Annotated in this window: 18 protein-coding genes and 4 pseudogenes; 12 read left to right on the top strand and 10 right to left on the bottom strand. The window is 73.3% G+C overall.

Annotation, left to right across the window (positions count from 1 at the left end; all coding sequences use genetic code 11):
* The 6 genes and pseudogenes from JNW87_RS18555 to JNW87_RS18530 form a co-directional block, all read left to right on the top strand.
* Nucleotides 1–201: pseudogene (locus tag JNW87_RS18555) on the top strand (hypothetical protein); the annotation flags it as partial.
* A gap of 816 nt (nt 202–1,017) precedes the next feature.
* On the top strand, nt 1,018–1,845 hold the full coding sequence (locus JNW87_RS18550) for a hypothetical protein (RefSeq protein ID WP_109801146.1): 828 nt from the start codon (nt 1,018–1,020) through the stop codon (nt 1,843–1,845).
* A gap of 50 nt (nt 1,846–1,895) precedes the next feature.
* Entirely contained in the window at nt 1,896–2,237 is a 342-nt protein-coding gene (locus JNW87_RS18545) for a YkvA family protein (protein WP_109801126.1), read from the top strand.
* Nucleotides 2,238–2,287: 50 nt separating this feature from the next.
* Nucleotides 2,288–2,710 (top strand): pyridoxamine 5'-phosphate oxidase family protein, encoded by a 423-nt coding sequence (locus tag JNW87_RS18540; protein WP_109801147.1) that lies wholly within the window; start codon nt 2,288–2,290, stop codon nt 2,708–2,710.
* 402 nt (nt 2,711–3,112) lie between these two features.
* Nucleotides 3,113–3,768, top strand: a pseudogene (locus JNW87_RS18535) (C39 family peptidase).
* A 144-nt stretch (nt 3,769–3,912) separates the two neighbouring features.
* Nucleotides 3,913–4,572: an HAD family hydrolase gene (locus JNW87_RS18530; RefSeq protein WP_109801148.1), complete on the top strand. Its 660-nt coding sequence runs from the start codon at nt 3,913–3,915 to the stop codon at nt 4,570–4,572.
* Nucleotides 4,573–4,578: 6 nt separating this feature from the next.
* On the opposite strand, the gene JNW87_RS18525 is transcribed toward JNW87_RS18530, so the two are convergent.
* Nucleotides 4,579–5,898 (bottom strand): alkaline phosphatase, encoded by a 1,320-nt coding sequence (locus JNW87_RS18525; protein ID WP_109801128.1) that lies wholly within the window; start codon nt 5,896–5,898, stop codon nt 4,579–4,581.
* A 158-nt stretch (nt 5,899–6,056) separates the two neighbouring features.
* On the opposite strand from JNW87_RS18525, the gene JNW87_RS18520 reads away from it, so the two are divergent.
* The gene (locus JNW87_RS18520) at nt 6,057–6,197 is read left to right on the top strand and encodes a hypothetical protein (RefSeq protein ID WP_201749551.1); all 141 of its coding nucleotides are present in this window, start codon (nt 6,057–6,059) and stop codon (nt 6,195–6,197) included.
* Between the two features lie 75 nt (nt 6,198–6,272).
* Here JNW87_RS18520 and JNW87_RS18515 read toward each other — a convergent pair whose 3' ends face one another.
* Nucleotides 6,273–6,728: an Lrp/AsnC family transcriptional regulator gene (locus JNW87_RS18515; protein ID WP_109801129.1), complete on the bottom strand. Its 456-nt coding sequence runs from the start codon at nt 6,726–6,728 to the stop codon at nt 6,273–6,275.
* A 100-nt stretch (nt 6,729–6,828) separates the two neighbouring features.
* On the opposite strand from JNW87_RS18515, the gene JNW87_RS18510 reads away from it, so the two are divergent.
* On the top strand, nt 6,829–7,731 hold the full coding sequence (locus JNW87_RS18510) for an SMP-30/gluconolactonase/LRE family protein (RefSeq protein WP_109801130.1): 903 nt from the start codon (nt 6,829–6,831) through the stop codon (nt 7,729–7,731).
* Nucleotides 7,732–7,828: 97 nt separating this feature from the next.
* Here JNW87_RS18510 and JNW87_RS18505 read toward each other — a convergent pair whose 3' ends face one another.
* Complete coding sequence (locus tag JNW87_RS18505) at nt 7,829–8,011, bottom strand: antitoxin (RefSeq protein WP_109801131.1); 183 nt, start codon at nt 8,009–8,011, stop codon at nt 7,829–7,831.
* Between the two features lie 133 nt (nt 8,012–8,144).
* Between JNW87_RS18505 and JNW87_RS18500 the strand changes: the two genes are divergently transcribed.
* Nucleotides 8,145–9,281 carry an AI-2E family transporter gene (locus tag JNW87_RS18500; RefSeq protein ID WP_236647413.1) on the top strand — a complete coding sequence of 379 codons (1,137 nt, stop codon included), beginning with the start codon at nt 8,145–8,147 and terminating at the stop codon, nt 9,279–9,281.
* A 32-nt stretch (nt 9,282–9,313) separates the two neighbouring features.
* Here the strand turns inward: JNW87_RS18500 and JNW87_RS18495 are convergent, their stop codons facing one another.
* Nucleotides 9,314–9,967 (bottom strand): dienelactone hydrolase family protein, encoded by a 654-nt coding sequence (locus JNW87_RS18495; RefSeq protein ID WP_375373518.1) that lies wholly within the window; start codon nt 9,965–9,967, stop codon nt 9,314–9,316.
* A gap of 120 nt (nt 9,968–10,087) precedes the next feature.
* On the opposite strand from JNW87_RS18495, the gene JNW87_RS18490 reads away from it, so the two are divergent.
* The 3 genes from JNW87_RS18490 (at nt 10,088) to JNW87_RS18480 (ending at nt 11,064) form a co-directional block, all read left to right on the top strand.
* Entirely contained in the window at nt 10,088–10,480 is a 393-nt protein-coding gene (locus JNW87_RS18490; RefSeq protein ID WP_109801134.1) for a MerR family transcriptional regulator, read from the top strand.
* Nucleotides 10,450–10,797, top strand: a complete 348-nt coding sequence (locus tag JNW87_RS18485; RefSeq protein WP_109801135.1) for a co-chaperone YbbN — start codon at nt 10,450–10,452, stop codon at nt 10,795–10,797. Before JNW87_RS18490 ends, JNW87_RS18485 begins: the two co-directional genes overlap by 31 nt.
* A gap of 87 nt (nt 10,798–10,884) precedes the next feature.
* On the top strand, nt 10,885–11,064 hold the full coding sequence (locus JNW87_RS18480) for a hypothetical protein (protein ID WP_109801136.1): 180 nt from the start codon (nt 10,885–10,887) through the stop codon (nt 11,062–11,064).
* Nucleotides 11,065–11,081: 17 nt separating this feature from the next.
* Here JNW87_RS18480 and JNW87_RS18475 read toward each other — a convergent pair whose 3' ends face one another.
* The 6 genes and pseudogenes from JNW87_RS18475 to JNW87_RS18450 form a co-directional block, all read right to left on the bottom strand.
* Nucleotides 11,082–13,454, bottom strand: coding sequence for a glycoside hydrolase family 65 protein (locus JNW87_RS18475; protein WP_109801137.1), 2,373 nt, complete (start codon nt 13,452–13,454; stop codon nt 11,082–11,084).
* A pseudogene (locus JNW87_RS18470) lies at nt 13,451–14,198 on the bottom strand (beta-phosphoglucomutase family hydrolase). The gene JNW87_RS18475 and the pseudogene JNW87_RS18470 overlap by 4 nt, the downstream one beginning before the upstream one ends.
* A gap of 52 nt (nt 14,199–14,250) precedes the next feature.
* Complete coding sequence (locus tag JNW87_RS18465) at nt 14,251–14,718, bottom strand: DUF4442 domain-containing protein (RefSeq protein WP_109801139.1); 468 nt, start codon at nt 14,716–14,718, stop codon at nt 14,251–14,253.
* A gap of 59 nt (nt 14,719–14,777) precedes the next feature.
* On the bottom strand, nt 14,778–16,082 hold the full coding sequence (locus JNW87_RS18460; RefSeq protein WP_109801140.1) for an ABC transporter ATP-binding protein: 1,305 nt from the start codon (nt 16,080–16,082) through the stop codon (nt 14,778–14,780).
* A gap of 166 nt (nt 16,083–16,248) precedes the next feature.
* A pseudogene (locus JNW87_RS18455) lies at nt 16,249–18,436 on the bottom strand (CDP-glycerol glycerophosphotransferase family protein).
* Between the two features lie 17 nt (nt 18,437–18,453).
* A partial coding sequence (locus JNW87_RS18450) for a DUF5941 domain-containing protein (protein ID WP_238454116.1) occupies nt 18,454–20,034 on the bottom strand: 1,581 nt, incomplete at its 5' end.

Raw genomic sequence — 20,034 nt, 5'->3', positions numbered from 1 at the left:
CGACGCGGAGGGCCGCGCCGGCGGAGGCCGCGGCGCCACCGGGCGTCCGCCATGGCCGGCGCCAGCCGCAACGGCGTGCTCGGCGGGCGCGGCGAGTCCGACGCGGAGGAGTCGGACGAGCGGCTGACCTGGCTGACCGAGGACGAGATGGTCTGGGGTGACGGCGGGTCGGTCCCGCCCCCGGTGCTCGGCACCAACTGATCCGACACCGCCACGGCGCGCCGTCCCCGGCCGAGGGGCGCGCGGCCTCGGCGCGACGCTGCTCCGGATGGTCGGCGCTCCGGTCGTGGTGAGTTGGCCGGTGCCCCGGGGCGTCTCCGTCCACAGCGCATGGTGGGGCGGGTCACGTCGACCCGCGAGATCATCGAGCTGCAGGCGGCGGACCTGACCGATAGGTTGAGGTGGTGCTGTTCGTAGCGTTCGCCCCGCCCCTCTGGGCCGCGACGCTGCACACCCTGCGGAGACGGACCCGCCTGGCGGTGACGGCCCTGGTGCTCGTCGTCGGGCTCGGCGGCACCGCCGCCACCCCTGCCGAGGCTTTCCGGCCGGCCGCGGAGCCCGCTCAGCTCGCTGCGTTCCAGGTCCCCCGAGTCCCCGTCGCCGGCCCGGCGACGGCCGACCGGCCTGCCGGCGCCGCCGCCGAGCCGGTCGCCACCCCCAGCGGAGCCTCCACTGCCGAGCGGGTCACCGGCACGCCGAGCGGGCACCCGGCCGGGGTCGGTCCCGAGCGACCGGGCGGATGCTCCGCAACTCTCTCGCCGCCGCCGCGGCCGGTCCGGCCGTCACCGACCCGGGCCGGGACGCCGTCGGCCGCGCGGTCCGCCGCGCGACTGATCCGGCCGGCCGCCGCCCAGAGGTCCCTGCCGACCTCCCGCCGTCGGGCCGCCCTGCTGATTGCCCGCCGACCCGATCGGGTACGGCACGCACCGTTCCGTGCCACCGTCGCCCCGCCGCGACCTCGCCCGTCGGCCGGGCCACGACCGTCCGTTCCTAACGATCCACCACGAGGTGCTGGTGATGCAGACCGTCTTCTCCACCGTCCTGCCCGACGTCCCCCAGGCCGCCGGGATCTGGCTGGCCCTGCTCGCCGTCGCGGCGACCGCCGTCGCCGCTCTGATCGTGCGCCCGGACCGGTTCCGGTCGGTGTTCGGCGACCGGATCAGCGAGGCCGCGATGCCGAGCAGCTTCGAGCTGGCCGAGGAGGCCCGGGAACGGGCCCGCTACGCGCAGGAGTTGGCGGTGGCCGCGGAGCGCGCGACGGCCACCGCCGAGCGGCGCCGCGCCGAGTGGCTGGCCGCCCAGGAGGAGGTCGAGGAGGCCTGGCGGGCGTACGAGGCGGCGGAGGAGGACGTCCGCCGGTTGGCGGCCGCCGCCGCGCTGCCGCTGCCGCGTACGCCCCGCACGCCGGCCGAGTACGCCGACCGGGAGCGCTGGCTGCACCGGGCGGCGCTGGACGCGCAGTGGCGGCAGGAGATCACGGTGGAGCAGCTGAGCGACATCCTGGGCCACCGCGGCTGGGACCCGAGCCGACACCCGGTGGAGCAGGAGCTGCTGCTGCGCCGGCTGGTCCGGGACAATCTGCGCACCCGGCAGCAGGTCACCCGGGAGCGGGAGCAGGCCGCCTGGCGCTCCGCCGAGCTGGCCGCGGTCGCCGCCCGCAGCCTCCGCGACGAGGCGTACACGGCGACCGGCCGGGCCCCCGGGGCCCAGTCGCTGCTGTCCACCGTGGACCTGGCCGCCACGGCCACCACCCGGGATGCCGGGTCGGCGACCCGGGCAGCGACGGAGACCACCCGGGAGACGCCGACGGTGGCGCGTGGTCGGGCAGCCGTGCCGGCGTACTGACGCCGGCCGGGCCGCTCGCGGGGGTGGTCCGACTGGGTTAGCGTGACGCTGTGTCCCGCGAGACCTGGATCCTGGTCGTGCTCGCCGCCATCGTCGCGCTCGCGACGCTGGTCGGGGCCGTGCTGCTCGCCGTCCGGCTGGTGCGCGCCCGCAGGTTGCTCGCCACGCTCGGAGCGGGCGGCAAGGTCGCCTTCTACGGCGCGCTGATCTACACGATCCTGCCGGTGGACGTGCTTCCCGACCCGATCTATCTGGACGACATGGGCGTGCTCGCCGGTGCCCTGATCTATCTGACCCGGCTGGCCCACAAGCATCGGGCGGCGCAGCGACGGCTGCCCGGCCAGCCGGAGTCTCCGCCGGACCAGGGCCGGCTCCGCCGCCCCGTGTCATGATCTCCGACCGGGCCGGCGGTCGGTCCGGACGGGCGGACAGGGGGCGGAACATGCCGGGCGACAACCGGTTGGACCCGCGGGACGAACGGGTCGCCGCGTTCTTCCGGCAGCGGCACCTCGCCACGCTGACCACCCTGCGCGCGGACGGCACCCCGCACGTCGTACCGGTCGGGGTCACCTTCGACGCGGACGCCGGGCTGGCCCGCGTGATCACCTCGGGGACCTCGGCGAAGGCCCGGCACGTGGCGACGGCCTGGCCGGACGGCACGCCGGTGGCGGTCTGCCAGGTCGACGGACGGTGGTGGCTGACCGTGGAGGGCCGGGCGGTGCTCCGCCGCGACGCGGAGTCCGTGGCCGAGGCCGAGCGTCGGTACGCCGAGCGGTATCGGCAGCCCCGTCCGAATCCGGCGCGGGTGGTCATCGAGATCGCGGTGACCCGCCTGCTGGGCAGCCTGCCCGCCGCCGCTGGTTGACCCCCGGAGATCCCGTCGCCGGCCCCGACCCGAGCGAGCGCCCTGCCGACACCGGTCACCGCCCGCAGTCCGGTCGTGGCCCGCCACGAACCTGATGACGCAAACGAATCGCCCATGCGTTATGTCCGGGAACGCGCCATCCATGGCTTCCTGCGAGCCCTGATCCGTTGACGTCATCAGCTCGGTAGGGCCCCGGCACGACCCTCGGCGAGTGGTCACCGGCCCTCATCGACCCGACGGCGACCGAACGACCGCAATGTCCCACTCTGGCGTGACCGGTGGCACGCCCCGGCCGGAATCGCGTCCGGTTCCCGGCCGTTACACCTGCGTAAGCCGAGCGCCACTCCCGGTGCTTGCGTCCTCCGTGCCTCGGAGGCGCCAACCCCCGAATGGAGCTTCGACATGAAGACGACCTTCCGCAACAGCATGCTCTCGGTCGCCGGTCTGATCATGTGCGGCGGTGCCGTCGCCGGTCCCGCCGTGGCCGCGCAGGCCGCGCCGGCGCAGACCAAGCCGGTCGGCTCGGTGACCGTCGACAAGGGCAAGGGCGGCGACAAGAGCGAGCGCCGCGCCGGCTACGAGTACGAGGCGCAGCCGAACTTCTACTACTGCGGCCCGGCGTCGACCCGGATGGCGCTGTCGGCCGAGGGCAAGGCCGTCAGCCAGGACGAGCTGGCGCAGAAGCTCGGCACGACCGAGAACGGCACCGACTCGGCCATCGACATCACCCGGGTGCTCAACGAGTACACCGGTGGCAGGTACAAGACCACCGAGATCCGTGACGACGTGGCCACCAAGGAGCAGGTCGAGCGCCTGCGGGCCGACGTGAAGGCCGCGGTCGACCAGGGTCGCCCGGTGGTGGCCAACATCCTCGGCGGCGCGCTCGACGTCGACGGGGTGGAGCAAACTACCCCGGTCACTACCTGACCGTGGTGGAGTACAAGGACAACGGCAACACCGTGCTGATCGCCGACCCGGCCAGCCCGGGCGAGCCGGAGTACTGGATGGACGTGACCGAGCTGGCCAACTGGATCGCGGGCCGCGGTTACAGCTCCTGATCCACGAGCACGACCGACGAAGGGCCGGTCTCCCCGAGCGGGAGACCGGCCCTTCGTCGTGGTCAGGAGCCGGGCCGCGGTGAGCAGCGCGTTCACCACGCCGGTCTCGGACCCGAGGGTACGCAGCAGCGATAGCATGTGGACGTGCCGCGGCCGGTGATCTTCGACCTCTTCCACACCTTGGTCGACGGGGCGGACTCGGAGCGCGACCGGGTGGTCGGCGAGATGGCCCGGATGGTCGGGGTGGAGCCGACGGCGCTGGTCGCCGCGTACCACGCCACCTGGCGGGACCGGATGACCCGGTGGGACGTGGCGCAGACGGTCCGGCTCCTCGCCGGGCGGCTCGGTGGCGCCCCCACCGACGAGCAGGTGGTCCGGGCCGCCGCCCACCGCCGGCAACTGGCCGGTTGGCTCCTGGAGAGCGTCACGCCGGAGACCCTCGCGGTGCTGGACGCGCTGCGCGCCGACGGCCACCCCCTCGCGCTGGTCAGCAACGCCACCGCCGAGGCCGCCGAGGCGTGGCGGACCAGCAGGCTGGGCCGCCGGTTCGACGTCGCGGTCTTCTCCTGCCAGGTCGGCGTGGCCAAACCCGACCCGGCGATCTACCGGGTCGCGGCCGACCGGCTGGGCGTCGACCCGGCGGAGTGCGTCTTCGTCGGCGACGGCGCGGACGGCGAGTTGGCCGGGGCGGCGGCGGTCGGCATGACCGTGATCCGGACGACCGAGCACCACGACAACGACCCGTCCTGGGACGGCCCGGCGCTGGCCACGCTGGCCGAGCTGCCCGCCCTGCTGCGCGACTGAGGCTTCCTACGCCGGAACCGCCGCCCTCTCCCGCCCGGGTCGGGACCGGAGGCCGCGTCGGGTCGTCAGCGGGGTGAGGATCCGCGCCAGGACGTCGTGCACGTGGGTGTTCGGGTGCTTGCCGGTGAACTCCTCCGCCAGCGGACCGTACGCGGTGACCGGCACGTCGACCCCCGTGTGGTCGCTGGTGGTCCAGTCCAGGTTGAAGGTGAGGCCGCTGCCCTTGACCGGGAAGGGGCCGTCCTCGGCCGAGCTGCCGACGCCGGACTCGTCTGAGGCGCCGGTGTCCTCGACGGTCAGGCCGCCGCACTCGTGGTCACCGGTCACCACGACCAGGGTGTCCGGGTGGCTGGCCGCGTAGTCGCGGGCCACCACGACGGCCTTCTCCAGCTCACCGAGGGCCTGGAGCATCCGGGCGCCGTTGTTCTCGTGGGCGAACTCGTCGATCCCCTCCTCCTCCACGAACAGGAAGAAGCCCTGCTCGTCGCGGGACAGGGTCGACAGCGCCCTGGCCGTCATCGTGGCGAGGCTGACCGGAGCGTCGTAGGCGTCGCCCTCGCCCTCGCGGCGCTGCTGGAACAGCTCCTCGTTGGCGAAGAGCCCGAGCAGCTTGCCGCCCGTGGCCCGCTGGAGCTGGTCGGCCGTGGAGACGTACTGGTAGCCCTCGCCCCTGGCCTCGGCGATCAGGTCGCCCCGGGCACCCCGGCTCGCCTCGGACTGGTCCCCGGCCGGCTTGTCCGGGTACGCGCCGGCGGCGCCGGCGGGCAGCCACCAGTCCTCGCCGCCGCCCAGGAGGACGTCCGGCTTCGTCACCTCGACGTACTGCCGGGCGATCTCGTCCTGGGCCGAGCGGTTCGCGGTGTTGGCGAAGAAGGCCGCCGGGCTGGCGTCGGTCACCTGGGCGGTGGTGACCAGGCCGGTGGCCCTGCCGGCCGCCTTGGCCCGGGCGCCGAGGGTGGGCAGCGGTCTGCCGTCGAGGGCGACGCTGATCGCGCCGTTGTACGTCCGCTCGCCGGTGGCCCAGGCGGTGGCCGCGGCGGCGGAGTCGGTGACCGGGGTCTTCGGGTCGCGCGGGCTTGTGGTGAGCTGTCCGGAGACCGGCAGCTGGTCCATGGTGAGCCGGCCGTCGAGCCCGGCGAGGTAGAGGCGGGCGGCCTCGCGCTGCGCGGCGGCCATGCCGTCGCCGTTGATGAGGATGACGTTGCGGGCCCGGCCCTTGCCCGGTCCGGCGTCGGCCCGCCAGATCGCGCTGAGCAGGGTCAGTCCGGCGGCGACCGCCCCGGCGATCAGCAGGGCCAGCAGCCGGCGGCCGGTACGGGAAGTCACGTGTTCCCTCCTGGCGGAAGGGCCTCATCGAGGTGCCGATGGAGGTGATCGATTTGGGCATCGACCGGCTGACCACAACGGTGGCGGATGTCGTTCGACCGACGGGTGCAGGGTACTGCCCCGGCAAGCCGAACCGACCGCACCGGTAAGGGGCAGAGATGACCAACGCACAGGCTAGGACCGGCCGTGACGTCGTGGACGTCCTGATGACCGATCACCGCGAGGTAGAGGCGATCTTCGGCGAGCTGGAGAGCCGCTACGGCACCCCGAGCACCGGCGGCAGCTCACCGATGTGGTGATCGCGGAGCTGGTCCGCCACTCCGTCGCCGAGGAGGCGTACGTCTGGCTCCTGCGCGGGCGCGGCCACCGCCGTCTCAGGGGTTCGGCGGGTACGGGTCCAGCGGCCGGTCGAAGAAGGTCTCCAGCACCACGATGGTCCGGGTGCCGGTGACGCCGTCCAGCTGGAACAGCCGGCGCAGGCCGGCCTGGAGCTGCTCGGGCGTGCCGACCCGGATCTTGACCAGGAGCGCGGCCGGGCCGGCGATGACGTGCGCCTCCTCCACCTCGGGCAGCGCGGCCAGCGCCTCGTGGGTCGGCCGGTCGCCCATCCAGGCGTTCGCCTCGACCAGCACGAACGCGAGCACGCCCCGGTCGACCGCGGCGGGATCGACGTCCACCGTCGTCCGGCGGATCACGCCCTGCTCGCGCAGCTTGCGTACCCGCTCGTGCGCGGCCCCGGTCGAGAGCCCGACGGCCTGGGCCAGCGCGGCGTACGACTGGGTCGCGTCCTGCTGCAGGGTGGCCAGCAGCCCCCGGTCCACATCGTCCACTGCCACTCCCAACGGAATCCGTTCGGTTGATTCCTTGAATACCGATTATCGTTCAGTCATGTTACCTTGACGCCGAACGACGGTCACGGGCGGAGGGGTCATGGACCGGTTCAGGACGCGGTTCGAAGTGCTCGACGAGCGGTTCCGTCGGGTCAACGGGGACGAGTGGACGGAGTGCCTCTGGACCGGGGGCCGCTGGTTGGAGGGCCCGGCCTGGTTCCCCGCCGGTCGCTACCTCGTCTTCAGCGACATCCCCAACGACCGGCTGCTGCGCTGGGACGAGACCACCGGTCAGGTCGGGGTGTTCCGTCAGCCCGCCGGCTACGCCAACGGCCACACGGTGGACCGGCGGGGCCGGCTGGTGAGCTGCGAGCAGGGCAACCGACGGGTGACCCGGACCGAGGCGGACGGCACCGACACCGTGCTGGCCGACCGCTGGCGGGGCCGCCGGCTCAACAGCCCCAACGACGTGGTGGAGCACTCCGACGGGTCGATCTGGTTCACCGACCCCAGCTACGGCATCGACAGCGACTACGAGGGGCACCGCGGCGAGAGCGAGATCGGCGGCAACCACGTCTACCGGGTCGACCCGCACGACGGCGAGGTACGGGTCGTCGCCGACGACTTCGTACAGCCCAACGGCCTCGCCTTCAGCGCCGACGAGTCGGCCCTCTACGTGGTCGACACCCGGGCCAGGCACCTGCGCCGGTTCGCGGTGACCGAGGGCGGCACGCTGCGCGGGGGCGACGTCTTCGCCACCTGCGACGCCGGCTCCTTCGACGGGGTACGGCTCGACGAGGCGGGCCGGATCTGGGTGGCCGCACACGACGGGCTGCACTGCTTCGACCCGGACGGCACCCTGCTGGGCAAGCTGCACCTGCCCGAGGTGGTCGCCAACTTCACCTTTGGCGGCCCGAAGCGCAACCAGCTCTACATCTGCGCCTCCAGCTCGCTGTTCAGCCTGCGGGTGAACGTCAACGGGGTCCGCTACCCCGGCTGGTGACCCGTCACCCGTCCGGCGCGGCCGGCGCGGATTTCCGTGGACCGGAGACACCACTCCCGGGCCACCCGCGATGCGGCGACCCGGGAGCGTGGCGAGGTCAGCGGTCGGTGTCGCCCTGGCCGGTCCGCTGCTGCGCCATGTCGACGCCCTTGTCGATCTTCTCGTCGTACTTGCCGCCGGTGCGCTGGTCGGCCGTGTCGCCCGCCTTGTCCAGCCCCTTGTCGACCTGCTTGTCGTGCTGCTCGGCGAAGTCCTTGGCCTTGTCCGTGAAGTCACTCATGCCGGATCTCCCTTCGTCCTCGCTGCCTTCCCTCCGGTCGGGTGCGCAAACGGGGCCCACCCGCCACCCCGCCGGCGGGTGTCGGATCGGGGCCGGGCGGGTATCGAGCGGCCACGATGGAGGAGGGGTCGACGTGGTCGAGGACCTTATCGGGCGGACGCCCGACATGACGGCGGACCGCACCCGTGCGGCGGGACCCCGGCAGGCCTGGGCCGGCCTGCCCTGGCCGGTCCGGACCGCGGTGACGTGGAGCGCCTGCCTGGTGGTGGTGATCGCCGGGCTGTGGCTGCTGGGAAAGATCGCGGTGCTGCTGGCGCCGCTGGCCATCGCGCTGGCCGGGACGCTGTTCCTCACCGCGCTGCTCGACCCGGTGCTGCTCCTGCTCCGCCGGCTCCGGGTGCCGGTGGCCCTGGCCGCCCTGCTCACCATCCTGCTGCTGCTCGGGGTCCTGGTCGGGCTGGGCGTACTGGTGTGGAACCTGACCGCGAGCCAGTTCGGTGAGCTGAGCCAGCAGCTGGACCAGGGCCTGGAGCGCAGCCGCGACTTCGTCACCTTTACCCTGCCGATCACCGACGCCCAGCTGGACCGGCTGCTCCAGCAGACCCGGGACGGACTGAGCGGCAGCGCCCCCGACCCGATCGGCGGGGCGCGTACCGCCGCCGAGGTGGCCGGTTCCGTGCTGCTGGCGCTGGTGCTGCTCTTCTTCCTGCTCAAGGACGGCCGGTCCATGTGGCGGTGGGTGCTGCGCCGGATGACCGGCCCGAACCGGGCGGTCACCGCGGAGGCGGGGCGGGTCGGCTGGCGGACGCTCGGCTCGTACAGCCGGGGCACGATGATCATCGCGGCGATCGACGCCATCGGCATCGGCCTGGCGCTGGTGCTGCTCGGAGTGCCGCTCGCCCTGCCGCTGGCGTTGATCACCTTCCTCGGCGGGTTCGTGCCGATCATCGGCGCGACGGTCGCGGGCGCGGTGGCCGTGCTGGTCGCTCTCGCCGCGAACGGGCCGACCACCGCGCTGCTCACGCTGGCCGCGGTGATCGCCGTCCAGCAGATCGAGGGCAACCTGCTGGAGCCGCTGATCATGAAGCGTCAGGTGCAGCTGCACCCCGCGGTCATCCTGGTCGTGGTCACCGCCGGCACCCTGATCGCCGGCATCGCCGGCGCCTTCGTCTCGGTGCCCATCGCCGCCGTCACCTGGCGGATCATCGACACCGTCCAACGTCACCGCGAGCCGGCCGCCACGCCACCCGCGCAGCCCACCGCCGCCTGAGTCCGGCCCCTGCCCTGGAGGCGGGGCGCCGGTCAGGCGGGGACGGCGAGCCGGCCGGCGAACCATCCGGCGGCGTGGTCGGCGACCTGGTCGAGGGTGCCGGGCTCCTCGAAGAGGTGGGTCGCGCCGGGGATGATCCGCAGCTCCGCGACGTCACCGAGCTGGGCCTGCGCCTGCTCGTTGAGCACGATCACCTGCTCGTCCAGCCCACCCACCAGCAGCAGGGTCGGCGCCCGCACCGCCGACAGGGCGCTGCCGGCCAGGTCCGGCCGGCCGCCCCGGGAGACCACCGCCCGGACCCGGTCCGGACGGGCGGCCGCGGCCACCAGGGCGGCGGCGGCGCCGGTGCTGGCGCCGAAGAGACCGACCGGCAGCGGGCCGAGGTCCGGGTCGCCGGCCATCCAGTCCACGATCGCGGCCAACCGGTCGGCCAGCAGGCCGATGTCGAAGCGCAGCTCGGCGGTGCGGGCGTCGACCGCGTCCTCCGCCGGGGTGAGCAGGTCGACCAGCACGGTGGCCAGCGACCGATCGTTGAGCACGTGCGCCACCGCCACGTTGCGCGGGCTGTGCCGGGAACTGCCGCTGCCGTGGGCGAAGAGCACCACCCCCGTCGCCCGTTCCGGGATGATCAGGTCGGCCGGCAGGCCGTCCTCGACCACCGGAATCGTCACCTCACGCGTCCGCATCTCCAACCTCCACACGTTGCCGATCGTGCCCGCATACCCGGTGGCACCCCCCGTTCACCTGTTGCGTTGACGCCGACGGCAAGGTTTAGCGTGGCGTCGAGGGCGGGCGAGGGAGGTCGGATGCTGATCGGTGAGCTGGCGGAACGCGCCGGCACGAGCACCCGCACCCTGCGGTACTACGAGACCCGGGGACTGGTCCGACCGCGCCGGTCGGCCAACGGCTACCGGGTGTACGACGACGCGGAACTGCGCGTCGTGCACGAGATCCGGGCGCTGTTGGCGGTGGGCTTCGACCTCGACGACATCCGGCCGTTCGTGGCCTGCCTCCGGGCCGGCAACAGCTCCGGCGACGTCTGCCCGGACTCGGTCGCCGTGCTGCGCCGCAAGCTCGCCGAGGTGGACGACTACCTCGACCGGCTCGGCGCCGTACGGCGGCAACTGCACGACCAGTTGGCCCACGCGATCGCCCACCGGGAGAAGACATGCCTCAGGACACGGAACAGGCCCGACTGACGACGGTCACCGACGACACGTTCGCCGCGACCGTGCTGGCCAGCACCCGCCCGGTGGTGGTCGACTTCTGGGCCGAGTGGTGCCCACCCTGCCGGGCGGTCTCGAAGCACCTGGCGGAGCTGGCCGAGGAGTTCGGCGACGCGCTGCTCTTCGCCGCGCTCAACTCGGACGAGAATCCGGCCAGCACCCGGGCGTACGGGGTGATGTCCATGCCGACGCTGCTGGTCTTCCGGGACGGCGAGGTGGTGGGCTCGATCATCGGCGCCCGGCCCAAGAACCACCTCCGGCTGAGCTTCGCGCGACACCTGGAGGGGTGAGCAGCCGTTTGCCGCCGGACCGAGCGGGAAGGCGCGGAGGGACCGTAGATCGGCGCAGCCGCGCCCCGACGGATCGCGAGGATCGTCATGGCCCAGCAGCAGGACAGGTCCCGGCAGCAGACCGCCGAGCGGGAACGGCAGGAAAAGGACGCCGAGCACGCCCGGAACTTCGGGGACGAAGCGGCCGACGCCCGGACACCCGAGGACCCGCGGGCGGTGGCGCCCCGGGACGCGGCCGGCCGCCCGTCCAACGGCCGCCAGTTCTGACCGCACCGGCGCGTCCCTCAGCTGTCGTTCTCCGGCAGGTGCAGCAGGGGCGCCCGGGCGAGCGGCTGCTCCGGCGGTGGACCGGACGCGTGGGCCGGTGGCACCGGCACGGTGACCGGCCGGTCTCGGGTGACCTGGATCGCCTCGCCGTGGTGGCGCAGGTCCAGCACGGCGTCCGGCCCGGCGTGCCGCAGCGAGTACGTCGTCTGGTGCGGCCGGACGTCCACGCGCAGGTGCATCGACCGCCACTGGAGCGAGAACTCCAGTCGGCTGAGCCGGCTGGAGAGCCGCGGCGAGAAGGAGAGCGTCCCGTCGTGGTCCCGCAGGCCGCCGAAGCCGGCGACCAGGGCGATCCAGGCCCCGGCCAGCGAGGCCATGTGCACACCGTCGCGGGTGTTCTCGTTCAGGTCGTGCAGGTCCATCAGGGCGGCCTCGCGCAGGTAGCGGTGGCCCAGCTCCGGGTGACCCACCTCGGCCGCCATCACCGCCTGGGTGCAGGCCGACAGCGACGAGTCCCGCACGGTGCGTCGCTCGTAGTAGAGGAAGTTGCGCAGCTTCTGCTCGCCGGTGAAGGCGTCCCCCCGCCAGTGCATGGCGAGCACCAGATCGGCCTGCTTGACCACCTGCTTGCGGTACAGGTCGAAGTACGGGTAGTGCAGCAGCAGCGGGTACTTCTCGGGCGGTGTGTGCTCGAAGTCCCATTCCTGCAGCCGGGTGAACCCCTCGACCTGCTCGTGCACGTCCAGGTCCTCGTCGTACGGGACGTGCATGGCGTTGGCGGCGTCCCGCCAGGCGGCGGCCTCCTCCTCGGTCACCCCGAGGTCGGCCGCCTGGTCCCGGAGGCGCATCGCGCAGTCGGCGGCGGTCAGCAGGTTCCGCTGCGCCATCAGGTTGGTGTAGATGTTGTCGTTCTTGACCGCGGTGTACTCGTCCGGGCCGGTCACCCCGTCGATGTGGAACTGGCCGTTGCGGTCGTGGTGCCCCAGCGTGCGCCACAGCCGGGCGGTCTCCACCAGCAGTTCCAGGCCGATCTCCTGTTCCAGCGCGTCGTCGCCGGTGACCAGGAGGTACCGCCGCAACGCGTCGGCGATGTCGGCGGCGATGTGGAACGCGGCGGTGCCCGCCGGCCAGTACGCCGACGACTCGGGGCCCTCGATGGTCCGCCACGGGAAGGCGGCGCCCTTCAGGTTCAGGGTCCGGGCCCGCTCGTGCGCCTGGGCTAGGGTGGTGTGCCGCCAGTACAGCGCGTCCCGGACTGCGCTCGGCTGGGTGTAGGTGAGGACCGGCAGGACGAACATCTCGGTGTCCCAGAACGCGTGCCCGTCGTAGCCCGGGCCGGTCAGTCCCTTGGCGGGTATCGGGCGCCGCTCGGCGCGGGCGCCGGCCTGGAGCACGTGGAACAGCCCGAAGCGGACCGCCTGCTGCACCTCCGGGTCGCCCTCCACCCGGACGTCGGCGGCGTCCCAGAACTCGTCGAGGTACTCCCGCTGTGCCCGGCGCAGCCCGTCCCAGCCGTCCAGGCGGGCGGCGGCGAGGCCCGCGCCGACCTGGTCGCGCAGCGCGGGCAGGGACCGCCGGCTGGACCAGCCGTACGTCAGGTACTTCACCACTCGCAGCGTCTGGCCGGGCTTGAGCACGCAGCCGATGGTGGTCCGCACCCAGTCCTCGTATCCCTCGGACTCGATGGTCGTGCGCTCGGGACCGTGCAGGTCGTGCGCCATGGCGGCGGCGACCCGGAGCCCGCTGACCTTGGTGCGGTGGATCAGCAGCCCGCCGTCGTCGGTGGTCAGCTCCTCCTCGGCCTGCAGCGGCGACTCCAGCACCGCGGCCACCCGCGGGTCGCGGCTCTGCGCCGGCAGGGTCTCGTTGGCGACCAGCTCGGACTGGAGGATCAGCCGGATCGGCCCGTCGACCGCCTCGACCTCGTAGTTGATCGCGGCGACCGCCCGCTGGGTGAACGACACCAGCCGGGTGCTGCGGACCTTGACCTCCCGCCCGGCCGGCGAGCGCCAGTGCAGCTCCCGGTGCAGGGTGCCGGCGCGCAGGTCGAGGATCCGCTCGTGGGAGAGGAGTTCGCCGTACCGGACGTCGAGCGGCTCGTCGTCGACCAGCAGCCGGATCAGCTTGCCGTTCGTGACGTTGACGATGGTCTGGCCCGACTCGGGGAAGCCGAAGCCGGCCTCCGCGTACGGCAGCGGGCGCAGCTCGTAGAAGGAGTTGAGGTAGGTGCCGGGCAGGCCGTGCGGCTCCCCCTCGTCGAGGTTGCCGCGCAACCCGACGTGCCCGTTGGAGAGGGCGAAGACCGACTCGGACTGGGCCAGCACGTCCATGTCGAGGCGGATCTCGCGGACGTGCCAGGGTTCGACCGGATAGGCGCGTTCGCGGATCATGCCGCTGGCTCCTTCAGCAGCTCGGCGAGGTCGGTGACCACCACGTCCGCCCCGTGGGCGCGCAGCTCGTCGGCCTGGCCCACCCGGTCGACGCCGATCACGTGCCCGAAGCCGCCGGCCCTGCCGGCGGCCACCCCGGCCAGCGCGTCCTCGAACACGGCGGCGTTCGCCGGGGCGACCCCGAGCAGTTCGGCGCCGGCGAGGAAGGTGTCCGGGTGGGGCTTGCCGCGCAACCCTCGCTCCCGGGCGAACACCCCGTCGACCCGGGCCTCCAGCAGCCGGTCCAGCCCGGCCGCGCCGACCACCTCCCGGCAGTTGGCGCTCGCCGAGACCACGGCGCGGCGCAGCCCGGCGGCGGCCGCCGCCTCCAGGTAGGCCACCGAGCCGGGATAGACCTCCACGCCGTCGGTGTGGATCCGCTTGAGCAGGACGACGTTCTTGCGGTTGCCCACCCCGTGCACCGTGTCCGCCTCCGGCGGGTCGTCCGGCGCGCTCCGGGAGGGTGATCCCGCGGGAGGCCAGAAAGGAGCGCACGCCGTCGGCGCGCGGCTTGCCGTCCACGTACCGGTTGTAGTCCGGTCCGGGGTCGAACGGGCGGTACGGCTCGCCGGTCGCCTCGGCGCGGGCCCGCAGGAACGCGTTGAAGGTCTCGGTCCAGGCGGCGTTGTGCACCTTGGCGGTCTGCGTCAGCACACCGTCCAGATCGAAGAGACAGGCGGTCACATGAGCGGGTAGGCCCAGCACGCTTCGAATCTATCCATCGGACGGGCCGGGCAAACCCGATTCGTCCCGCCGGTCAGCGGTTCGGGCGCAGCGTCCAGACCACGGTCAGCACGGAGGTGACGGTGCCGTCCTCGGTGCCGATCTCGACCTCGACGGGGAACTCGGGCCGCGTGCCGGTGTCCAGCTCGGCGATCACCTCGGCCGGCGGGCGACCGAGCCGGGCGGTGGCGAGCACCGGGCCCATGGCCACCTTCCGGTACCCGATGTCCGCCCGGACGGCCAGCGGCACCGCCCGGTCGAGCACCGGTGCGAACGCGGCGAGCACCACCGCGCCCGAGGCGGTCTCCCCGAGGGTGAACATCGCCCCGGCGTGCGGGCCACCGACGTGGTTGTGGGTGGCCGGCGAGTCGGGGAGCCGGACGACGGCCCGCACCCCGCCCTCCGCCTCGGGCGCGACCTCGACGAATTCGATTCCGAGCGTGCGGGCGAACGGCACGGCCTCCAGCAGACCGGCGGCCACCTGGCGAGAGTCGATGGACATGCCCAGACGCTACTCGTCGGTAACTTATCCGGCAAGACCAGCCCGGCCGCGGTCGGCGGTCACCGCCAGCCCACGTCGATCCGGTCGCCGCGCTCGTCGAAGAAGTGCAGCGCGTCCATCCGCACCTGCACGGCCAGCGGGTGACCCGCCGACACGGCCGGGTACGGGGCGAGCCGGACCGCCAGCTCGGCCGGGCGGCGGTGGTGCCGGCCCGGGTCGTTGAGCACGCTGGTCCGGTTGCCCCCGCCGGTCGGCACGGCGTCCGGCGCCTCGCCGACCCGGCCGGTCAGCCGCTGCATGACCTGGCCGAACCGGCGCAGGCCACGCTGGCCGTTCTCGCCGGACTCCACCGGGCCACCCATCTCGTCCACCATGATCGCGGTGGCGCCGATGTCGAGGAAGGCCAGCGACTCGTGCCCGTGGTGCTCCAGGTAGCGGATCCGCCCCTGGAGCACGTCGCCCGGGGTGTCCGGGGCGACCGGAGTGAGCGCCTCGGCCCGCATCCCCACGATGATCCGCTCGCCGTGGTAGTGCGCCACCGCCCGGCTGCGGATGTCGTCCCAGGGCAGGTAGAGCGCCTGCTCGCCGAGGTTGAGCGTCACGTACCGGTCGAGGTGGACGTAGACCGAGGCCTCCAGCAGGTTCATCCGCGGGCTGCCCAGGAACGCGGCGACGTAGAGGGTGGCCGGGCGGCCGTACACCTGGGTGGGGGTGCCCACGTCCTGGAGCACGCCCTTGCGCATGATGGCGACCCGGTCGGCCATGGTGAGCGCCTCGGCCTGGTCGTGGGTGACGTAGATGGTGGTGACGCCCAACTCCCGGGTGAGACCGGAGATCTCCGCCCGCAGCTCCGCGCGGAGCCCGCTGTCCAGGTTGGACAGCGGCTCGTCCATCAGGAACAGCCCCGGACGGCGTACTATCGCCCGCCCCATCGCCACCCGCTGCCGCTGGCCGCCGGAGAGCTGGCTCGGCTTGCGGCCGAGCACGTCGCCGATGCCCAGCGCGCTGGCCACGTCCGTGACCCGGTCGCCGCGCGGCGTCGGCTCCACCCCGGCCAGCCGCAGCGGAAACGCGATGTTGTCGCCCACCGTCATGTGCGGGTAGAGCGCGAAGTCCTGGAAGACCATGGCGATCTTCCGCTCCCGGGGTGGCAGGTCGTTGGCCAGTTCGCCGTCGAGCATGACCGCGCCGGTGGTCGGATCCTCGAGGCCGGCCACCATGCGCAGCACGGTGGACTTGCCGCAGCCCGACGGACCGAGCAACACCATGAACTCGCCGTCGTTGACGTCCAGATTGATGGTGTCGACCGCGACTGTCCCGTCCTGGAACACCTTGGTGACATCCTTGAGCGCGACGGTGGTCACCGTCTCCTCCCCCAGCTCGTCGGCTGAACCCGGGAATGACTGTGACCAGGATCATCGGATCAGCACATCGGGTAAACGTGCCATGTTCCTCCCGTGACAGACCTATTACGTCCCATCGACCCCGCCGAATCGCTCCCGGCCGCCGAACGGAGGTCGACCCGGCCGCTCAGACCGGCTCGTCGAGGAAGACCCGGCGGACCACCCGCTCGGCGGCGTGCCCGTCGTCCAGCGTGCAGAACCGGGCCCGGAACCGTTGCCGGGCCTGGTCGGCGGCCGCCGACCGGACGGCGTCGGAGCCGAACAGTTCGAGCAGTTGGGGGAAGTCCACGGCCACCGCGCCCGGCGGCTCCGCCAGCAGGTCGAAGTAGACGCCCCGGGCCACCCGGTACGCCTCCCAGTCCGGCGCGTAGACGACGATCGGCCGGTCCAGGACGGCGTAGTCGAACATCGCCGACGAGTAGTCGGTGACCAGCACGTCGGCGGCGAGGTAGAGGTCCTCCACCCGGTCGTGGGAGCTGACGTCGAGCAGCCCGCCGGCCGCCGGTCCCCGGGGCCGCCGGTCCCGGTCGTGGAAGTAGTGGCTGCGCATCAGCAGCCGGCCGCTCGGCCCCAGCACGTCGAGCAGCCGGTCCGGGTCGAACGGCGGCCGCCAGCCGGGCAGGTGCTCCCGGTGGGTCGGCGCGTAGAGCACGGCCCGCTCGTCCGGCCCGATGCCCAACTCCGCCCGGACCTTGCGGATCTCGTCCGGGGTGGCCAACGCCAGCCGGTCGTTGCGCGGGTAGCCGACCTCCAGCGTGGTGTACGCGGCCGGGTACGCCCGCTCCCACATCTGGGTGGAGAAGCTGTTCGAGGTGACGCTGTAGTCCCAGCGGTCCACCCGGTGCAGCAGCTTCGCGAAGTCCATCCCCATCGCGCCGACCGGGTACCGCTGCTGGTCCAGCCCCATCACCTTCACCGGGGTGCCGTGGTGGGTCTGCAGGTGCACCGAGCCGGGGCGTTTGCGGACGAAGTCCGGGAAGTTGACGTTGTTGACCAGCCAGCGGGCCCGGGCCAGGGCCCGGTAGTAGGCCGGGGTGCCGGCGACCACGTACTCCACCCCGGGCGGGAGCGTGTCGACCCGGTCCCGCCGCACGATCCACACCCCCCGGATGTGCGGGGCGAGCCGGCGGGCGGCGGCGTACACGGCGGCCGGGTTGCAGGCGTATCCCCGGTACCAGTAGGCGGCGTAGACGGCGAGCGTCGGGTCGAGCGGCCGGCGCAGCTCGGCCCGGTAGTACTCGCGCAGCGTCCTCTCCCGGGTCACCCGCGCGGTCCGCCGGGCCACCGGCAGCACCCGGCGGCGGACCCGCCGCACCGAGCGCCGCGCGGCGTCCCCGGCCTGGTTGGCGCCGCGCAGCGCGCTGAAGGTACGCCATCGGCCGGCCGCCACCAGCCGGTGCTTCAGTCCCTCCACCCCGGACGGGACCGGGTAGCCGCCGGGCGGCCGGAACCGGTTGAAGTCGGCGTGGATCTGGGCGAAGAACGCCGGGCGCAGCTCCGGGGCGATCCGGTCGCCGTTGCCGAGCACCGTCAGGTAGTGCCAGATCATCCGCTCGAAGACCGCGGGCCGCAGCTCCGCGACCGCCGGCCCCCACCGGTCCATCAGCCGGAACACCCGGTGCCACTGGGCGAACACGTCGAAGTGCCGGTCGCCCCGGGTGCGGGTGATCGCCCCGGTCCGCCGCTGCCGGTAGTTGAGGCAGACGCGGTCCAGCACCCCGATCCGCTCGGCGGCCATCAGCGCGGGGTAGCTGAACGAGACGTCCTCGTACCAGCCCGGGGCGAAGCGCAGCTCCCGGTCGACGAGGAACTGCCGGCGGCCGGCCGGTTCCAGGCGGTGTGCAGCAGCCCCATGGTCTCCGGCCGCCCCGCAGCGGGAACGTCACCTCGCCGGGCGGTTCCGGGAAGACGTCGCGCATCGCGCTGCGGGTGCCGACGTTGTTCCAGTGCATCCGGACGTGGTCGACGATCAGCACGTCGGGGCGGGTGGCGACGAGCCGGTCGGCGACGTGCGGCAGGCAGCCGGGGACCAGCCAGTCGTCGCCGTCGACGAACCAGACGTACTCGCCGACGGCCCGGTCCAGCCCGATGTTGCGGGCCGGACCGAGGCCGACGTTCTCGCTGAGGCGGACCGCGTGGACCCGGGGGTCGCGGGCCGCGTACTCGGCCAGGATCTCGCCGCTGCCGTCCGGGGACGCGTCGTCGACCCCGATCAGCTCCAGGTCGACGTGCGGCTGGTCGAGGATCGAGTCGAGGCATTCCCGCAGGTAGCCCTGCACCGCGAAGGCCGGTACGACGAAGCTGATCAGAGTCATCCCGGCCTGGCCCTCCGTCAGCCCGGCGAGCGGTCACCTCCGCCCACCGGCACCGGCGTCCGTCGGGCGCGGGCCGGCAGGACCACCCAGGCGAGGACCACACTCGCGACGAAAACCACGAGAAGGTACGTACCGAGTGTAGCCAGAGCGATACTCGCAATTCCGGCGATTGACGCGACCGCCAGCACCACCGAGCGACCATCCCAGCCCAGCGTGGCGGCGTGCAGCGGCGGGGCCGCCTGCCGCTTCTCCAGCCGGGCGGTCAGGTCGTAGTGGTGCAGGGTGAGCACGAAGACGTACCCGAAGATCAGCCAGGCCGGCGCGCGGCCGGCCACCCCGACGGCGATCGCGAAGAGGTACTCCCCGGCCCGCAGCGCGGCCGGCACCAGCCAGTCCAGCGGCCCGGCGTGCGCCGCGCGCGCCCCGAACCCGCCGGCCAGCAGCACCAGCAGGCCCACCGGCACGGCCCAGCCCGGCAGCCGGCCGTCGGCGTGCACCGTACGCAGCGCGGCGACCAGCAGCACCGCCGCACCCAGCGCGCCGAACACCGCCAGCGCCAGCGGCCCGCGCGACACCGGCAGCGTCCGGGCCAGCGGCCCGTCGTCGCGGTGCAGGGTGGCGTCGACCGTGGTCAGCACGGGCACCCGCATCCAACGGGCGCGCAGCGTCCGCAACGCCCCGGTGTACGCGAACGCCAACGTCCCCCAGACCAGCACCACGCAGAGCGCCACCAGCGGACCGAACAGCGCGGCGGTCAGCGCGATCAGCGCCCACCGCTCGCCGATCGGGAAGACCACCGTCCGCTTCAGCCAGTACGACACCGAGCCGGTGTCCGCCTGCACCTTCGTCGAGGCGGCGTTCAGCTTCCCGCCGATGCCGCCGGCGTCCCCGGTCGCCGGGCGGGGCCGGCGGGCGGCCTCGTCGTGCAGCACGCCGTACCAGGTGTCGGTCATGTGCCGGACGGTCTGCAGGGTCATCGCGGCGATGGCGAGGGCCCAGCCGTAGCGGAAACCGGCGTGCGTGGCGCCGTAGCCGAGACCGGCGTAGACCAGGTACTCCTTGGCCCGGTCGGCCATGGTGTCCAGCCAGCCGCCCCAGGCGCTGAAGTGCCGGGTGTAACGGGCCAGCTGGCCGTCCACGCAGTCCAGCACGAAACCCAGGTAGAGCAGGACCGCCCCGGCGACCAGCGCGGGGCGTCCGCCGACCCCGAAGAGCACCGCCGCCGCCACCGCGAAGGCCACCGAGATCATGGTGACCGCGGTTGGGCCCAGCCCGATCCGGGCCGCCGCCTTCGCCACGTACGGCGACCAGGTGCTGACGAAGAACGTGGTGAAGAAGTCGTCCCGTTCCTTCACCGACAGTCGCAGCTCGGCCCGGTCCTCGTCGACCGCGGCGACGGCCGCCTCGGCGGCGGCCCGACCGGCCGGATCGACGACCCGGTGCGCGACGAGCAGGCGTACCCGGTGGGCGAAGGCCAGCGTGCCGCAGGCCGCGAGTTCGGCGAAGAGCCGGTCCACCGCAGACCCGGCCGACGGGCCGCGGCCCGGGCCCGGCTGCCGTCGCGGCCGACCGGCGGCGGCGGCCAGGGCGGCAGGTCG

The sequence above is a fragment of the Micromonospora sp. ATA51 genome (assembly GCF_016802855.1).
In the GTDB taxonomy this organism is placed as follows: domain Bacteria; phylum Actinomycetota; class Actinomycetes; order Mycobacteriales; family Micromonosporaceae; genus Micromonospora; species Micromonospora sicca.
This window is presented reverse-complemented; position numbering and strand designations above follow the sequence as displayed.